Source organism: Paraflavitalea devenefica (assembly GCF_011759375.1).
In the GTDB taxonomy this organism is placed as follows: domain Bacteria; phylum Bacteroidota; class Bacteroidia; order Chitinophagales; family Chitinophagaceae; genus Paraflavitalea; species Paraflavitalea devenefica.
The window spans coordinates 90,122-105,456 of record NZ_JAARML010000008.1; the positions used below are offsets into that span (position 1 = coordinate 90,122).

The window sequence follows — 15,335 nt, forward strand, 5'->3', positions numbered from 1 at the left end:
GGCCTGCTTTTTTGTTGTTTGCGGATACTATCCTGTTACAGAGACGAGCAGGCGTTCCAGTTCCAGTCGTATTTCCTGTAAGGTGTCAGGGGAAAAGCCATCTTTTTTGGGGTCTAATGCAAGCACCAAACGCAGGCTTTTGTACAACTCCAGCGATTGAGTGGTTATTCCGCCGCCGGCAGCAGATACTTTGCTTTTTACATAAAGCTGCGCCTTATCAAGTGAATGGATCTTTTCTCCTTCACCTGACATAGGACTGCGGTAATACTGGGTGATGGTTTTGGAAGTTTCATCAATCACTATTTTATAGATCCTTTTTCTGCTGATCAGGTCAACATATTGGGTTACCAGCAAAAGAGCTCCGGCCCAATAAAAAGTGTCTGAAATATTGATAAAATCATTACCAAAAAGCTGGTCATACAAAATAATGATGAAAAAGATACCGGCGGCAATACTCCATTGCTTCAGTATATGCGGCCAATAGCTTTTCCTTCCTGTGGTGTAAGTGGTCATGGGGTTGGGAAGGAATTAAAAATCCTATATATGAATATACACTTAATTGGCAAGATTATAAAGTAATCATCCGAACCGGCATGCTGTCAATGCAGAAGAAATTAAGAAGATATTATATGCAAACTTACTCTTATAAGTAGCCGCGTACGGAGGTCTTCCCTACCGGTTACATTATTTTTAACCTTTTATTTTAAAATACCACGAAGGGGGTATTGGTAGAATGCATTATTCCCTTATTTTTGTCTCGGTTTTTCATAGGATATTGGATTTTAAAACGGGGCTGTATTTTTATGCTGGCCCTTTTTTATTGCCTATACCTTACGTAATTCTACGCATAACCATTGCTGGTCCTGACTTCCGTCTTATTTTCTCCCTTTTTACTTCCACTTGTCCGCAGGTTTTTCTTTGTTGCTGTCATTACTTATGCCTGGCTTTTTTCATAATGGAGGCAGATGACGCCGGAAGTGAAAGCGTGGGAAGTTACCAGTTTCAGGTTTTTCCGGTCTTTTCCCCCTTTGAATAAGGGCATACCGTTTCCCAGCAAGATGGGATTCACAAACAACCAGTAGTCATCTACCAGGTTGGCTGCCGATAGCAACTGGCCAATGGAAGGGCTGCCAAAGATGACGATCTCTTTCCCGCTTCCCTGTTTAAGTTTGCCTATCTCCTCCTCTATGTTCTCACTGATGATGGTGGTATTGGGCAGGTTTTGCCCTTTCATTGTTGTAGACACTACCACTTTGCGCACTTTTTTGTACCAGGTAGCATGTTTAATATCATGTTTGGTGGCATTAGGCTGATCGGCAGCAGTTGGCCAGTACCCCTCCATCAGCTCAAAGGTTTTCCGTCCGTACAAAGCGGTATCTGCTTCATCGGTACGGTTTCCTGCATAGTCGAATATTTCCTCATCTACCTTGACCCAATCTATTTCATCATTTGGTCCGGCCACAAAGCCGTCCAGTGATACGTGCATGAACCATACAATCTTTTTCATGGCTATATTTTTTTATAGCCTGCAAATTAGCCAGGAAATACTTCCGGGAGGGGGTGTCAGTACGACTTTAAAGAGGTTGATTGCGGCAATTAGTTTAACCAATTTTATTACACCGTCTTTTTCAGTTGCCAGAAGCTGATGGTCCTTCTTTTGGTGAAGCCCATGTATTCATAGAGACCGATGGCGCGCTGGTTGGTTTCCAGTACATGCAGGAAGGGAATATTGCCCTGGTCGAGGTTGGTATTGCAGAGATGCGCGATGAGGTGTTGGGCGTATTTGCGGCCGGTATATTCCGGATCGGTGCAGATGGCGCTGATCTCCGTAAGTTCTTCCAGCCGCATGCGTTCACCGGCAATAGCTACCAGCTTGTCCTGCTGCCATATACCATAGTAGCTGCCCAGGCGGCGGGTATTGTGCTCGTAATAGCCGGGCTGTACTTTCTGAATGAGATTATACATATCATTACTGTGTACTTCTGTCAGGCGGGCTATGGACACTTCACCATCCGGAGGGGAGACAGCCGCCTGGTTGATCATTTGCGCACAGGGCAGCTCTTTGAGTAAAGTCCAGTGAGCCGGTAAAGATGGTAACTCTCCTATCAGGAAAAAGACCTCTCCTGCTTCCAGGAACTCATCCAATGCAATTATGCTTTCTTTAGCTGCCGGATCATAAGCAGCAAAAGGCAGGATGCCACGTTGGTAGCGTTTCACACGCTTTGTGCCAATAGCAAAGGATTGCTGTACGCCGGTGAGCGCCCACCAGGCAGGATTGTCCAGCTTTGCAAATGGATCATGGCTCATGGTGCAATATTATTCAAAATTGTCTGAACCGGGATTGGGAGGATTGTATGGATTCAAGGGAAAGGGTAGCCCCTATGGGGCAAAATACATTTGTAATGTTTCTTTCTACAAAGCGGAAGCCCCTCTGGGGCTGGATACCCTGTAAGTAGTATTGCGGGGTATTATGTAAAGTATTATATTGCATATACTATCTATCAGTCTACTACCCTCCCTATTGTTTACAGTCTCCATTTATCCTGCTATCTACCCCTGGCTAACTACTTCCAATAGCTGATTCTTTACCCGCCCCGCTTTTAATGACCTTAAACCTTATGCCATGCGCATACTACTGCCTGCTATGTACTCATTGCTGATCGCAATCGTGTATCAGCCCTTCACCACCTCTGTTGCTACTTATCACCGCCAATCACCGCCAAACGACTGGTATACTGCTGCCTTAGCCCATATCCGGCAGGAGCAGCGTAGCGAGACAGTAAGCACCTATAACCCGTTGCCCGTGTACCTGGCTTCCGATAGTGTGCTGGAAGGTCCCGGGCGGGCTGAAGCGACCTTCGGCGCTTCCGTGGCCGGGGCAGGTGATGTAAATGGTGATGGGTATTCTGATGTAATTATTGGCGCGCCATTGTATGATAGCCTGTATGCCGAAGAGGGCCGTGCGTATGTGTATTATGGTACCCCTTCCGGTCTGCCGGTTATTCCCAGCCTTAGTTTATCTTATCACAGCAATACTGACGGGCATGAACATTTCGGATCGGCCGTATCCGGCGCGGGTGATATCAATGGCGATGGTTATGCCGATATCATCATAGGGGCCCCTTTTGCCAGCGATGATGGTTATGAACTAGCCATTGGCCATGCCCTGGTGTATTATGGCTCAGCCACCGGCATTCCTGCCACGGCAGATACGATCCTGAAAGGCGATATGCCTTTTGCTTTTTATGGTATATCCGTAGCAGGCGCAGGAGATATCAATGGCGACGGTTATTCAGATGTAATCGTGGGTGCTTCAGAGTATGGCTATACAATTGGTTTTCCCAATGGGTCCAGGGGTCGGGTATTCGTGTATTACGGATCACCTGCCGGTTTGCAGGCAAGCGATTATGTAGAGGGTGATCAGTATTTAAGCATGTTTGGCAAACTGGTGGCAGGTGCAGGCGATGTGAATGGGGATGGCTATTCGGATATTGCGGTCAGTGCGCCCAACTACCATGTTTATGCACCGAATGCCGATGGCGCTGTGTTTATCTACCACGGTTCCGATACCGGGCTTACTACTACCTATGCCAATCTATTTACCAATGCACAACCCATAGCAGCTACAGGCTTCAGTCAGTCAATGGCTGGTGGCGGCGACCTGGATGGCGATGGCTATACAGATCTGGTGCTGAGCCAGCCTTTTTATTATGACGATCCTTTCAATAATCCCACGCATACTATTGCCCGCCTGCTGATCTATTATGGTTCGGCTACGGGACTTCCGGCAAGTCCGGTTATCCTGGACAGTACCGGTCGGCCGGGTCTGGCCCTGGGTGGTCCTATAGGCCATGCCGGTGATGTGAATGGGGATGGCTTTGCAGATATTGCGGTGGCCGGCGCCGATACAAATACCCATGCCCATGCCAGCCGGCTATTGTTGTACCATGGCGCTGCAGCGGGTTTGACAGATACCCTTTTTGACGTAATCGATACAGCGGCCCATGTGCCTGTGCCGGTATTGGCCGGAGCCGGTGATGTGAATGGTGACGGCTATGCCGATATTGTTATGGGAGAGCCGGCATACGACGCTGGCGACAGTACAAATGCCGGCAGGGCCTATATGTATCATGGTGCCCCCGATAGCATTGACGAGCCGCCTGCTGTTACCTTCGATAGTCCGGGTAATACGGTGATCGGCTTTGGCAGGTCTGTTCAATATGCCGGCGATATTAATGGCGACGGTTATTCGGATGTGGTGATCGGTGATCCCAATTTCATCAAAGGCATGACGAATTATGAAGGCAGGGCTTATGTGTATTATGGATCGGCCAGTGGTTTGCCACCGGTACCGGATGTAACGCTGGATGTGAATAATCCCAACTGCAAACTGGGCTGGGCGGTAGCGGGCGCCGGGGATGTGAATGGCGATGGCTATGCCGATGTGATGATAGGTGCTCCCCGGTATAATGACACGGAAGGAGGCGTATTTGTGTATTATGGTTCGGCAGCCGGATTGGTCAATACGCCTGATACGATCTCTACGGGACTGCCCAATTACTACCTGGGCTATGCCATTGCCGGTGCGGGCGATGTGAACGGAGATGGCTATGACGATGTACTGGTGAGTGCTTATAATGATATTGTTACAGTTGATACGGGAAAGGTGTTGGTGTATTATGGCGCTGCAAGTGGCTTACCGCCCACGCCCAATCTTATACTGCAGGGCGTTAATGAAACAGATAAGGCCGGCTTTGGCCGCTCTGTAGCCAGCGCGGGCGATGTAAATGGCGATGGCTATGGGGATGTTGTGATTGGCGCTCCTTATTCCAACGATGGCAGCAATACCCTTGAGGGAAGGGCTTATGTGTTTTTGGGATCGGGCACGGGATTGTCGGCCACGCCGGCTGCCATCCTTGATAATGCCAACCAGGACTATGCTTTCTTTGGCAGCGTGGTGGCCGGCGCCGGTGATATTAATGGGGATGGCTATACGGATGTACTGGTGAATGCACCGGAGTATAACAATGGTTCGGGTATCGGCAGGGCCTTTATTTACCTGGGATCAGGTTCCGGCATCAGCGCTACCCCATCCGATACCTTAATTGGCAACGATCCGTCGAATACGCACCTGGGCCATACAGTTGCCAGCGCCGGTGATGTGAACAGCGATGGTTATGCAGATGTGCTGGTGACAGATGAGCAATTTGATACCAGAGGGATTGTATTGTTGTTTAAAGGTTCGCCTACCGGTCTGGAAGCTGTGCCGGACAGTATTGATGGCAACATTGATCAGTATAGCGGTTCTTTTGGTTCTGCTGCCGTCACCGCCGGTGATGTGAATGCCGATGGATTTTCGGATATACTGATAGGTAATTTGTTATACAATACCATTGGCCGGGTGTATTTGTATTATGGTAACCAATATGGCGGCCAGCGTAATAACCTGCGGTTGTACAATGCCAATCTTACTACGCCTTTAAGTGCGCTGAATATAACAGAGCCTAATATAGGGGCAGGATTGTTTGTGCAATCGCCCCAGGGCAGGCAAAAAGGCAGGCTGGTATGGGAAACACGCGCTGTGGGTAATGCCTTCAGTGGTGTACCTGTTACGAATAGTACCAGCTATAGCGGACGACAAGCTACTTTCACCAACCTGGGATTAACCGGCACCGAATTAAAGAATGAGGTGTCTAAAACCGGCAAGGCCACCTTGCTGCGGGCGCGCGTGGAATATGATCCTGTTACGGCACTTACCGGGCAGCGGTATGGCCCCTGGCGGTATCCGCTGGGCATTGGCCGGTCGGCAGGCATCCTGTTGCCGCTGGACATCCTCACGTTTACCGGTGTGAAGCAAGGCCGGGAAGTATTGTTAAAATGGACGGTAGCTTCCTATGAAGCTGGTGTGCAGTATACGCTGGAGCGCAGTGCCGATGGCCGTCATTATATTCCCCTGCATACAACAGCCGCTAAACCGGGTGTCACGTATTACCAATGGCGGGATGAGCAGCCATTGTGGGGCAAGAATTATTTCCGGCTGGTGGTGGATGATGGCGTTCATCAAAAACATACCAGGGCGGTGGTGCTGGTATTTGAGGAAACACGCTCCTGGGTTATTTATCCTAATCCGGTGCGGGCAGGTCAGGCATTGACGATACAGTTGCCGGCGGCTACCGGCGCCCTAACCGCTCAACTGACAGATGGCCATGGGCGGGTCGTGAAGCAGCAGCATTACGCGGCCAGTAATGGGTTGATCAGGATGGGGACGCAGGGATTGGCGGCGGGGCATTATAACCTGATCATCAGAACGGGCGGGAAGATTATTACGAAGAATGTTGTGGTGTTGGAGCGGTGAGGGAAGTTAGCAGGGCTTTTGTTTCGGTGAGGAAGAACTTTTAATTTTACCTTACCTATATGAAGCCATTAATTCTCACCAAAGCACAAGCCAGAAAGATCATCCTCCACGCGGCAGGGCTGTCTCAACGGGCGCCCTTTGGAAAGGGCCGCGAGGCGGTATACAAACTCATCGACCATCTTGGTTTTGTTCAGATCGATGCCAATTATGTCGTTGAGCGTGCACATCACCATGCTATTGCATCGCGCGTACCTGACTATAAATTGGAATGGCTGAACGAACTACAGGCGGATGGAAGGATCTTTGAATTCTTTACCTCCGATGCGGGATATATTCCCATGCACGACTTCCACTTTTCACTGTCCGTAAAGGAGGGCTTTTTATCCAACAGAAAGCCCCTGACACAGGCCGAGATCAATCTTATGAACAGGGTACTGGACAGGATTGCGCGCGAAGGGCCACTGACGGTAAAGGATTTTGAAAATGATCGCCTGGAGGCCAGTTCAGGCTGGTGGGACTGGCGACCATCTAAGATAGCGCTTGAGCGATTGTACCTGGACGGAAGACTGATGGTGACGAGAGGCAAAGATTTCCAGAAAGTATATGACCTGCCTATGAATATTATCCCGGATGATATTGATACAGCGAAGCCAACACCAGAAGCGTTTGCCAGGTATATTATCCGGCGTTCATTGCAATCCCTGGGTATCGCTTATGTAAAGGAGATGGCCTGGCGTGCCCGTCGCGTGAAGGGTCATTTAGTAAAAACGGAGTTGGAAAAACTCGTAGCGGAGGGTGAAGTTTGCCCCGTTGTGATTGAAGGTCTTAAAACCTCCCCGCTCTACATGTTGCCCGCTTATAAAAACAAAAAGATCCAGTTGTCTGATGATGCGTTTATTCTTTCTCCATTCGATGTATTGAATGTCTTCAGACATCGGTTAAGGGATTTTTTTGATTTCGACTACCAGATAGAATGTTTTGTGCCCGAGGCTAAGCGGAAATACGGATACTTCTCCTTACCAGTATTGGTGGGTGATACTTTTGTCGCCCGGATGGATTCAAAGACCGATCGAAAACAACAGGTATTAACCATCCACAATCTGCACTTCGAGCCGCTGAAGCTAAGCAAGCCCATGATCGACAAGATCATTGATGCCATTCAAACATTTGTAAAATTCAACCAGTGCCGGGATATTATCATTAAGAAGTCAAATAACAAGCAGTATCTTAAGGCTATCAGGGATGGTTTCTGACAAGTATAGTATAATATCATCAGTTGCCTTTGCTTCGACAGCAGTACTTGTCCCTCTATGCGGGATTTCTCACCCGTTTTGCTTGTTGATAAGGCAAGAGCGTGTGGCGGGTTCGAAATGACAAAGAAGGGGGAAGTCATCTCCCTGAGAGTATCAATGTCAGGGAGTCTTTTTCTCTTTTGAATTGAGAAGCGTGTGAATAATAAAACCAGGGATTCTCGTGGGCTATGATAAAACTGATTATTTTATCCGGCTCCTTAAGATTTACTATGGAATCTTTTAACCTAAACGTTTTGCAGTACCCTTTGAAGTCTTCGGCCATGAGGTAATCGAAACATTTTTCCGGCGGTACAGTAGCATTGATCTTAAAAGCCAATGTCAAGGGGCCTAATTGGTACCGGTCGCCTTTATACTCCATGCGGTTGGCAGCGGCCCACTGGGGATTGTCGCGCATGGGATAATCAGTCAGGAAGCGTGTCCAGTATCTGGTGGTTATTCTTTCCTGCCTGTTATCATAAGCCTTGTCATATAAGCTATAAAACTCCTCCGGAAATGCAGGCGCGTTGCTGATTGTAGCAATGATGCCATCCACCTCTTGTTTGGAATAGAACTGTCGCCAACCGAATCTTAGGTACAGGAATACGCCGACGTAAATAATGATGGCGCTAATAAGCCCGATTTTCAGTAAGCGGAGGAATGTTTTTGGGAGCGGCTTCATGGTTTATCGGGAAAAACCTGGATGAGTTTATCTACAAAGATTCTAAGACTGGGGTTCAATTTATATAATTTCAGCAGGTCTTTTTGTTTAGTCATTCCTTTGGAGAGGTCGTCATAATACTTTCCTTCCCGGTAGTTCTTTTGATTGAGGGAGAATCCTTTTTTGTTGGCAATATTTTCTGCAGACCTGAAGCAATTAACCATTTTAGATTGATCGGAAGCCTTCTCTGAAATAAATGGCAAAACCCAACACTCAATGTCATGTACTGCAACGGCAAAAATGATCTTCTGTTTGTTTTTAGTGTAAAACTCCTCCCCTATTCTCTTTATTAAGACCTGGATTATCTGATTTACAAATCCTTCGACCAGGCTTTCGTCGTCACCAATATGTTTTAACCCTTCTTTCCAATCTTCGCAGGTACCGGAATCAATTTGGACTATTATATAGTCATTTAATTCAAAGCTGCCTCTGAACCTGTCTTTTGATAACTGATCGAATAAATTACTCCATCCGAAGGGCTCATTTAATTCGGGAAGCAGTCTTCTTACAGGTAGATTTTTTTCATTGGTAAACCCAATGAGCAGGTTTTTCAATATGGCGAAGTCTGTAAGTCCTTCTCCGGCTATGGCAAATCGCATTAGGCTATTGTTTCAGGTTGACCGCCTATGTATCCCCTCTCCCACGCTTCTGATAGTCTCACATTTTTAGGCTGTTGATCTATTTTATCGGCGATGGTTTCCCCATCGGCATTTCTCCGGATAACAAAAAGAGCTTGTTCAGGATCATCTAAGTTAAGGCCGTCCAATACCGCAGGGTTATGTGTGGTTATAATCACCTGCTTGTTGTGCTTTTTGCATAATTCCACTAACTGGCGGGTAAGTTCTTCGCACAAGCGCGGATGGAAAGACGCTTCAATGTTGTCGATCGCAAAGAAGGCGGGAGTTTCTTTACTAATAATTAAAGAAACATAAAACAACAGGAACAAAAAACCTTCATTCACGTTGCTTTGATTCAAAGAGACATCGGGGATATATCTATCTTTTACAACAAGGCTTTTCCTGCCGGAAACCTGGTCATTGATGGCTTCAAAATCATCAAACCATTCTATGATGTGCAGGAGTTCTTTTAGTTCGTTAAGGGTTTCTTCACCATAACTCTCATTGAATATTTGAAGAACATGGAAAAGGCCTTCTCCTTTAATACCCAATGGCTTGATCTGGCTTTCCTCTTCGAACTTTCTTAATGCTGTAATTTCGGGGCTATAAATAATGAAATCAGATACATCTTCTCCTTCTATTATGCTCCAGTACAGGGCAGAAAGGAAATCATCGAATTTATCGGATTTATCCACTATTACGTCATGCATTATTTCCTTAAACTTAGCATGTAGTAATTTTGAGTCGTCAATAGCTTTATGTTCTTTATTTCTTATTGACTGTGCTAAATCGGATAAAGCCTTCGAGAGAGAATCTGGCTCCTTTTTGACCCACCGCAAAAAAGGCTTCTCCTCTTCTTCAATTTTCAGCAAAACGTCAAGTTCAGATGTTATAAAAGTTAATTCGATATCATTTAAAAATGCCTGTTTCTTAAATGCACTTTTCATCAACCTCGCCTCTGAAGTCCTGATACCTCTTGACCCCAAAAACTCATTATCCAGTTTATTAGCCGCTGCGGCAGCCCCAAAAGCAATCGCTTCCAGGATATTTGATTTCCCGGAACCATTGGACCCTATGAATACATTGAACCTGCTTAATGGAAGGGTTAAATCCTGAACTGACTTAAAATTCTTTATACTTACTTCCTGTATCACGAATAGTTTTTATTGCGTATTGGTCAAAAATAGGTGTTTTTGACTTAACCAGCTTTTGGGCGCTATTTACCCGAAACCGCCTGTTTGAGTGCCTAATTTACTTATTTTAGCCGGATAACCATTACTGCAGCTTATGCCATTGGAAAAGAAAGGGCCTGTAGCGCAGGCGCAGACGATTGATGAAGTGATCCAGCAACTGGAAGCGCTTATTGAGGAATGCATGGAGCAGAAAGACCGCATCGGCTATTTTGCCGCCCTGTACCATAAGGTGACCGTGCGGGTGAAAGAAGGGATCGCCAATGGCGAGTTTGAGAATGGTCCGCGTATGGAAAAGCTGGACGTTATTTTTGCCAACCGCTACCTGGCCGCCGTACAACAGCTCCGCAATCAAGAAAAAACCTCCGGCTCCTGGCAAGCAGCTTTTGATGCTACCCGTAAACGCACCACCCTCGTATTACAGCATTTATTGCTGGGCATGAATGCCCATATTAATTTCGACCTGGGTATTGCCGCTGTAGAAACCGTAGGTACACAGGATATACGCACCATCCGCAATGATTTCAATACGATCAACACGATCATCGGCAGCCTGGTTTTTGAAGTGATGAATGAGCTCAACCGGGTGTCGCCCCTGCTCTCGCTTTTCGGCTTTCATGCCACCAATGAATCTATCCTTATCCAGTTCAGTATTACCAATGCCCGCGATGGCGCCTGGATCTTTGCCGACGATCTTTTTGGCAAGGTGAATACACCCGCTTATCCCCTCTGTATGACTAACCGCGATACGACTATTAAAAAGCTCGGCCTCTCCCTCGTCAAGCCTAAGGGCCTGATCAGGATCACGATGTTTATTATCCACTTGTTTGAATGGAAGAATCCCACAAAGGTGATCAAGGCCTTTTACAAGTACCAGAAGAAGTATATTTCTGTCAGTGAGCATAAGGAAGCCTTCAGCGGATCACCGGCTTGAACACCATCAGCAGCCTTTGCCGCAGCGTCCCCCGCCGCACTCCCAATGGCCTGCGCGCCGGGGGAGACACTGCGGGGAAGAGAATGGTAAGCTTACTGTAGGGATAATGCTCTGGGTATTGTCTAAGTATGGTCAGGGAATGGTCTGAGAGTGCTCTAAGATAGTACTGTGTATAGAGCATTCCCAGTGCTATCTGAGTACTACCTGAATACTGTCTTAGTGCTATCTCAGCGCATTCCACTACCATTACGGTACAAGTATATGGCCTGTTACCTGCCTTTTGGGTCGCTGCCGGATGGGAGCTACTATCCGTCTGATGGGGAGGAAATGGGGAGTTAGTATGGAGTTAGGAGGGAGTTACCTACGACTTATATCGCTATAAGGTCGCTGTAACACCGCTATAAGCTCGCTGTAAGTCCGCTATGAGGCCACTGTAAGATCGCTGAAACGTCGTTGCAAGTACGCTGTAAGGAGGTGTGAAAACAGCTAAAAAATAATATTTTATTAAATCTAAGTTTCATATCTGTTCGTATATGGGTATAGCGATCCCCTGTTTATTGTTCACTTTTAAAAGTTTATGTCTTATGGCAAAGCTGATACCTTCTGTTATCAAGATGCGGGGCTCTATTTATGATGTAACGATTGTCCGCAGTAAACGGTACAAACCTCATGCGCGGGCCAGGCGTGGCACTTATACACCCGTTTCTATTAATGCTGACCTGGAGCAAAGCAAAGAGCAACTGTTAAGCAGCAATAAACCTGCCAAACTGATCTTTGATGCGGTACGCACCGAGCACAAAGATGGCGGCTTATGGACTGACCTATTGGCTGTATTCAGAAAACAATTGAAAGAAGACAAAGGTTTTAGTCTGAAGGGACTTTTAAAGCTGGAATGCAGCCGGCTATATTCACTGGATAAGATACTGCACCATCAATTCTCTATAAAGACAGATACGAAGCGGAAAAAGATGCAGGTAACCGTTCAACTACAACAGCACCCGGAATGGAAGAAGCAGGGTTTCCTGGACGGGTATCAATTAAGCATTACCGTAGTATTCCCTGACTTTAAGAAGGACCGCTTCAGAAAAGAGACCCTGCGGGCGCCCATTGTTTCTTTTAAGGACGAATTGAAGCCCTTCCATTTTGAGGTGCCGATGCCGGCTACTACGGCGCCATGGATCTTGTTCCTGGGCGTTGCAGGGGCTGAGAAGGGGAAGGCCAGTGATGTGCCTACGACGAAGGGGATGGCGGTGGTAAGCGTGAGTAGGGAGTAGACAAAATTGCTTCAACGCAAGATTTGATACCGGGGGAGCGATTTATTGTTCCTGCATTGATTTTTATCATATCTTCCCGGTCCCTGACCCCCAACGTGTTACGCATGAAACATCTGTTTAGTACCCTATGCCTGCTGCTGGCTATGCAAGTAGCTTATACCCAATCATCAAGGGTAGACAGTCTGACCCGCCTGATTGAAAATTCCACCAGCGATAGAGAGAAAGCCCGGCTACTGATGCTGCGCAGCCGCGTGGCCCCTCCAGCCTGGAGTGTTTTGCAGGCCATGGGCGATGCCCAGCGGGCCCTGGCCCTTTATCAGCAAACAGGCGAAGAGAAAGGTCAGGCTGATGCCTACCTCCGTATTTCGGGCCTGTACAGTATCCAGAGTAAATACGGGACAGCCCTTAGTATTGATTCCATCGCACTTACCATTGCCCGGAAAGCTGATTATAAACAGGGAATAGCCCTTGCCTTTAGCAATATGGGCCGGAATATCCAGATGCTTGGCCAACTTGAACAGGCAAGAAGCCTGCTCACCCAAAGCCTGCAGATCCTGAAAGAGGCCGGCATGGAGCGGGAAACGGGTGATGTATACAGCAGACTGGGCGTTATCACCCGCCGGCTTTCTGATTTTAAAGCCTCCCTGCAATACTTTGATGAAGGCATCACAGTAGCCACCAAATACAAGATGGACCCGCTCCTGGCAATTCTCTATATGAATAAAGCCAATTCCCTGAACGAATCGGCCCGCTATGATGAGGCTATCCAATTGCACCTGGAGAGCATCCGCATAAAAGAGCAACTAAAAGATGAAAGAGGGCTAATACAATCCTATAATAATGTGTCCAATGTATATTCGGCTTCCGGTCAGCCTGCAATGGCGCTGATCTACTTGCGCAGGATAATCGCCATGACCGGCACCGCACGCGACAAAGCGGGCCTTGGCAATACGTACAACAACCTGGGTAATAACTTCAGCCAAGCCCGTCAACCAGATTCGGCAGAATATTATTTCAGAAAGGCCATTGATGTGTTTAAAGAAAACAATGAACAACCCGGACTGGGCCTCGTATACAATAACCTGGGTAATTTTTATATAGATGAAAAGCGTTATGCAGACGGGCTGGAATACCTGCAGCAATCACTGGTCATCCGGAAAAAGGGTAACTCGAAATATGAAGTGGCCTCTACCCTGAATAATATAGGCGCAGCACTTACCAAATTACAACGGCATAAAGAAGCGGAAGAATATTTATTGCAGGCGCTGGCACTGGTAAAGGACAACGGAAGCAACCTGGAAACCGGCGTTTATAAGCGGCTAAGCGAGCACTATAAGGCTACCGGTAATCTTGAAGAAGCCTACAACTACCAGAGTAAATACGTGAGTAAAAAAGACACCCTGCTGGATGAAAATGAAGCCCTGAATATGGTAAAGGCACAGTCGGACTATGAGATTGAAAAGCGGGAATCGGCACTGGCGCTGGAGAAAAAAGAAAAGGAGATTAAATCACTGGAGCTGGCCGGCCGTAATAAAACGATCTGGTTCCTCGGTGGCGGAATTGTATTGTTGGCAGCCGTATTGATGCTGTCTGTCCGCAGCTATGTGCAAAAGAAAAAAGCCGCTACCCTGCTCACGGAAAAAAATAACCGTATTGAAACGCTCGTGCGCGAACTGCACCACCGGGTGAAGAATAACCTGCAGGTGGTAAGCGGCCTGCTATCGCTCCAAAGCAACCGGCTCGAAGAAGGGATAGCCAAAGATGCAATGGAAGAAGGCCGTAACCGTATCAATGCCATGTCCATGATCCACCAACGGCTATACATGGATAATGACCTGGCAGCCGTGGATATTACAGACTACCTGCAAAACCTTTCCCTGTCACTGGCCGCCAGTTTCGGGTATAATGCACAACATATAAAGACTAATGTTAAATTACCTGAGCAGGTGATGAATATTGACCTGGCCATTCCCATTGGCCTCATTGTGAATGAACTGGTCACCAATGCCTTCAAACACGCTTTCCAGGATACTTACCAACCGGCGGTGGCCATATCACTGGAACAGAAAAAAGACCTGCTGGAACTACGGGTTTCCGACAACGGTACAGGAAGCGCCAATGGGCATGCTATCAATACTGCTGCTTCTTTTGGCATGAAACTGGTACTCACCCTGGTGGAACAGGTGAATGGCGAGTTGAACGTGGACCAAAGTTCCGGCACTGCCTATACGATTACCATAAGAGCTTAATAAATCCAGCCTGATGAAAGAGAGCGCTACGATACTGATAGTGGAAGATGAACTGGTAACCGCGACCAGTATTGCCGAATTATTGGAGGAGGAAGAATACATGGTAACCGGTATTGCCAAAGATGCGGCGAGGGCCCTGCGTATCAGTAGCGGAACGGATGCTGCTCCCGGTGTAGTGGTATGTGATATCAATATACAGGGAAACACCAATGGTATTGACCTGGCCCGGCAGCTTAAAGAGCTTTACCATTGCGAAGTAATTTTCCTGACCGCTTATTCCGATACCAAAACTTTACAGGCGGCCTTTAGTACAGAACCGGTAATGTATGTGGTAAAGCCCTATACAGATACCCAGTTGCTGGTGGCCGTTCAAATGGCCTTCCACAAATTATACCAGGCCCGTCAATTGGTGGCCGGCCGGCAAACATTACAACTTACTGACCGGGAAAAAGAAATTGCCGGGCTGGTAGCGCAGGGACTATCCTCTAAACAGATAGCCCGCAATCTTTTTATCAGTATTGAAACAGTAAAAACACACCGGCGCAGGATGCTGAGCAAGAATAATATCAGCAGCTTCCCGCATCTTATTTATCTGTTGCAGTTATCATAGCATGTGTACCGGGATCGGGACCTGAATAGTTGCTTGTCACCCTTTGGGAGTATTGTACAGGCTAAAGTATCATTATACCTTGCAGACCATTTTACA

The 15,335-nt window shown here is 47.2% G+C and carries 12 protein-coding genes; 6 read left to right on the forward strand and 6 right to left on the reverse strand.

From position 1 onward, the window contains the following. Window positions 1–27: 27 nt before the first annotated feature. The 3 genes from HB364_RS30675 to HB364_RS30685 form a co-directional block, all read right to left on the reverse strand. Entirely contained in the window at window positions 28–513 is a 486-nt protein-coding gene (locus tag HB364_RS30675) for a hypothetical protein (RefSeq protein ID WP_167292267.1), read from the reverse strand. 421 nt (window positions 514–934) lie between these two features. After that, on the reverse strand, window positions 935–1,507 hold the full coding sequence (locus tag HB364_RS30680; protein ID WP_167292268.1) for a dihydrofolate reductase family protein: 573 nt from the start codon (window positions 1,505–1,507) through the stop codon (window positions 935–937). Between the two features lie 107 nt (window positions 1,508–1,614). After that, on the reverse strand, window positions 1,615–2,307 hold the full coding sequence (locus tag HB364_RS30685) for a GNAT family N-acetyltransferase (protein ID WP_167292269.1): 693 nt from the start codon (window positions 2,305–2,307) through the stop codon (window positions 1,615–1,617). Between the two features lie 316 nt (window positions 2,308–2,623). On the opposite strand from HB364_RS30685, the gene HB364_RS30690 reads away from it, so the two are divergent. Both HB364_RS30690 and HB364_RS30695 read left to right on the forward strand, forming a co-directional pair. Next, on the forward strand, window positions 2,624–6,355 hold the full coding sequence (locus HB364_RS30690) for an FG-GAP-like repeat-containing protein (RefSeq protein WP_167292270.1): 3,732 nt from the start codon (window positions 2,624–2,626) through the stop codon (window positions 6,353–6,355). A 59-nt stretch (window positions 6,356–6,414) separates the two neighbouring features. Then, a complete protein-coding gene (locus HB364_RS30695; protein ID WP_167292271.1) occupies window positions 6,415–7,608 on the forward strand; it encodes a winged helix-turn-helix domain-containing protein in 1,194 nt (397 codons plus the stop codon). Between the two features lie 136 nt (window positions 7,609–7,744). Here HB364_RS30695 and HB364_RS30700 read toward each other — a convergent pair whose 3' ends face one another. From HB364_RS30700 to HB364_RS30710, 3 genes are read right to left on the reverse strand one after another with little or no spacing between them, the layout of a single operon-like run. Continuing rightward, the gene (locus HB364_RS30700; RefSeq protein ID WP_167292272.1) at window positions 7,745–8,326 is read right to left on the reverse strand and encodes a hypothetical protein; all 582 of its coding nucleotides are present in this window, start codon (window positions 8,324–8,326) and stop codon (window positions 7,745–7,747) included. Beyond that, a complete protein-coding gene (locus HB364_RS30705) occupies window positions 8,323–8,964 on the reverse strand; it encodes a hypothetical protein (protein ID WP_167292273.1) in 642 nt (213 codons plus the stop codon). Before HB364_RS30705 ends, HB364_RS30700 begins: the two co-directional genes overlap by 4 nt. Then, window positions 8,964–10,136, reverse strand: coding sequence for an AAA family ATPase (locus HB364_RS30710; RefSeq protein ID WP_167292274.1), 1,173 nt, complete (start codon window positions 10,134–10,136; stop codon window positions 8,964–8,966). The genes HB364_RS30705 and HB364_RS30710 overlap by 1 nt, the downstream gene beginning before the upstream one ends. A 133-nt stretch (window positions 10,137–10,269) precedes the next feature. Between HB364_RS30710 and HB364_RS30715 the strand changes: the two genes are divergently transcribed. The 4 genes from HB364_RS30715 (at window position 10,270) to HB364_RS30730 (ending at window position 15,239) form a co-directional block, all read left to right on the forward strand. Further along, a complete protein-coding gene (locus tag HB364_RS30715; protein ID WP_167292275.1) occupies window positions 10,270–11,106 on the forward strand; it encodes a DUF5995 family protein in 837 nt (278 codons plus the stop codon). A gap of 584 nt (window positions 11,107–11,690) precedes the next feature. Then, a complete protein-coding gene (locus tag HB364_RS30720; protein ID WP_167292276.1) occupies window positions 11,691–12,380 on the forward strand; it encodes a hypothetical protein in 690 nt (229 codons plus the stop codon). A gap of 104 nt (window positions 12,381–12,484) precedes the next feature. After that, entirely contained in the window at window positions 12,485–14,629 is a 2,145-nt protein-coding gene (locus HB364_RS30725) for a tetratricopeptide repeat protein (protein WP_167292277.1), read from the forward strand. Window positions 14,630–14,642: 13 nt separating this feature from the next. Beyond that, a complete protein-coding gene (locus tag HB364_RS30730; RefSeq protein ID WP_167292278.1) occupies window positions 14,643–15,239 on the forward strand; it encodes a response regulator transcription factor in 597 nt (198 codons plus the stop codon). Window positions 15,240–15,335 lie beyond the last annotated feature (96 nt).

Coding starts and splice junctions, on each gene's coding strand:
- HB364_RS30690 (WP_167292270.1), top strand. CDS start 2,624: ATGCGCATACTACTGCCTGCTATGTACTCATTGCTGATCGCAATCGTG.
- HB364_RS30695 (WP_167292271.1), top strand. CDS start 6,415: ATGAAGCCATTAATTCTCACCAAAGCACAAGCCAGAAAGATCATCCTC.
- HB364_RS30720 (WP_167292276.1), top strand. CDS start 11,691: ATGGCAAAGCTGATACCTTCTGTTATCAAGATGCGGGGCTCTATTTAT.
- HB364_RS30685 (WP_167292269.1), bottom strand. CDS start 2,307: ATGAGCCATGATCCATTTGCAAAGCTGGACAATCCTGCCTGGTGGGCG.
- HB364_RS30680 (WP_167292268.1), bottom strand. CDS start 1,507: ATGAAAAAGATTGTATGGTTCATGCACGTATCACTGGACGGCTTTGTG.
- HB364_RS30700 (WP_167292272.1), bottom strand. CDS start 8,326: ATGAAGCCGCTCCCAAAAACATTCCTCCGCTTACTGAAAATCGGGCTT.
- HB364_RS30715 (WP_167292275.1), top strand. CDS start 10,270: ATGCCATTGGAAAAGAAAGGGCCTGTAGCGCAGGCGCAGACGATTGAT.
- HB364_RS30675 (WP_167292267.1), bottom strand. CDS start 513: ATGACCACTTACACCACAGGAAGGAAAAGCTATTGGCCGCATATACTG.
- HB364_RS30725 (WP_167292277.1), top strand. CDS start 12,485: ATGAAACATCTGTTTAGTACCCTATGCCTGCTGCTGGCTATGCAAGTA.
- HB364_RS30705 (WP_167292273.1), bottom strand. CDS start 8,964: ATGCGATTTGCCATAGCCGGAGAAGGACTTACAGACTTCGCCATATTG.
- HB364_RS30730 (WP_167292278.1), top strand. CDS start 14,643: ATGAAAGAGAGCGCTACGATACTGATAGTGGAAGATGAACTGGTAACC.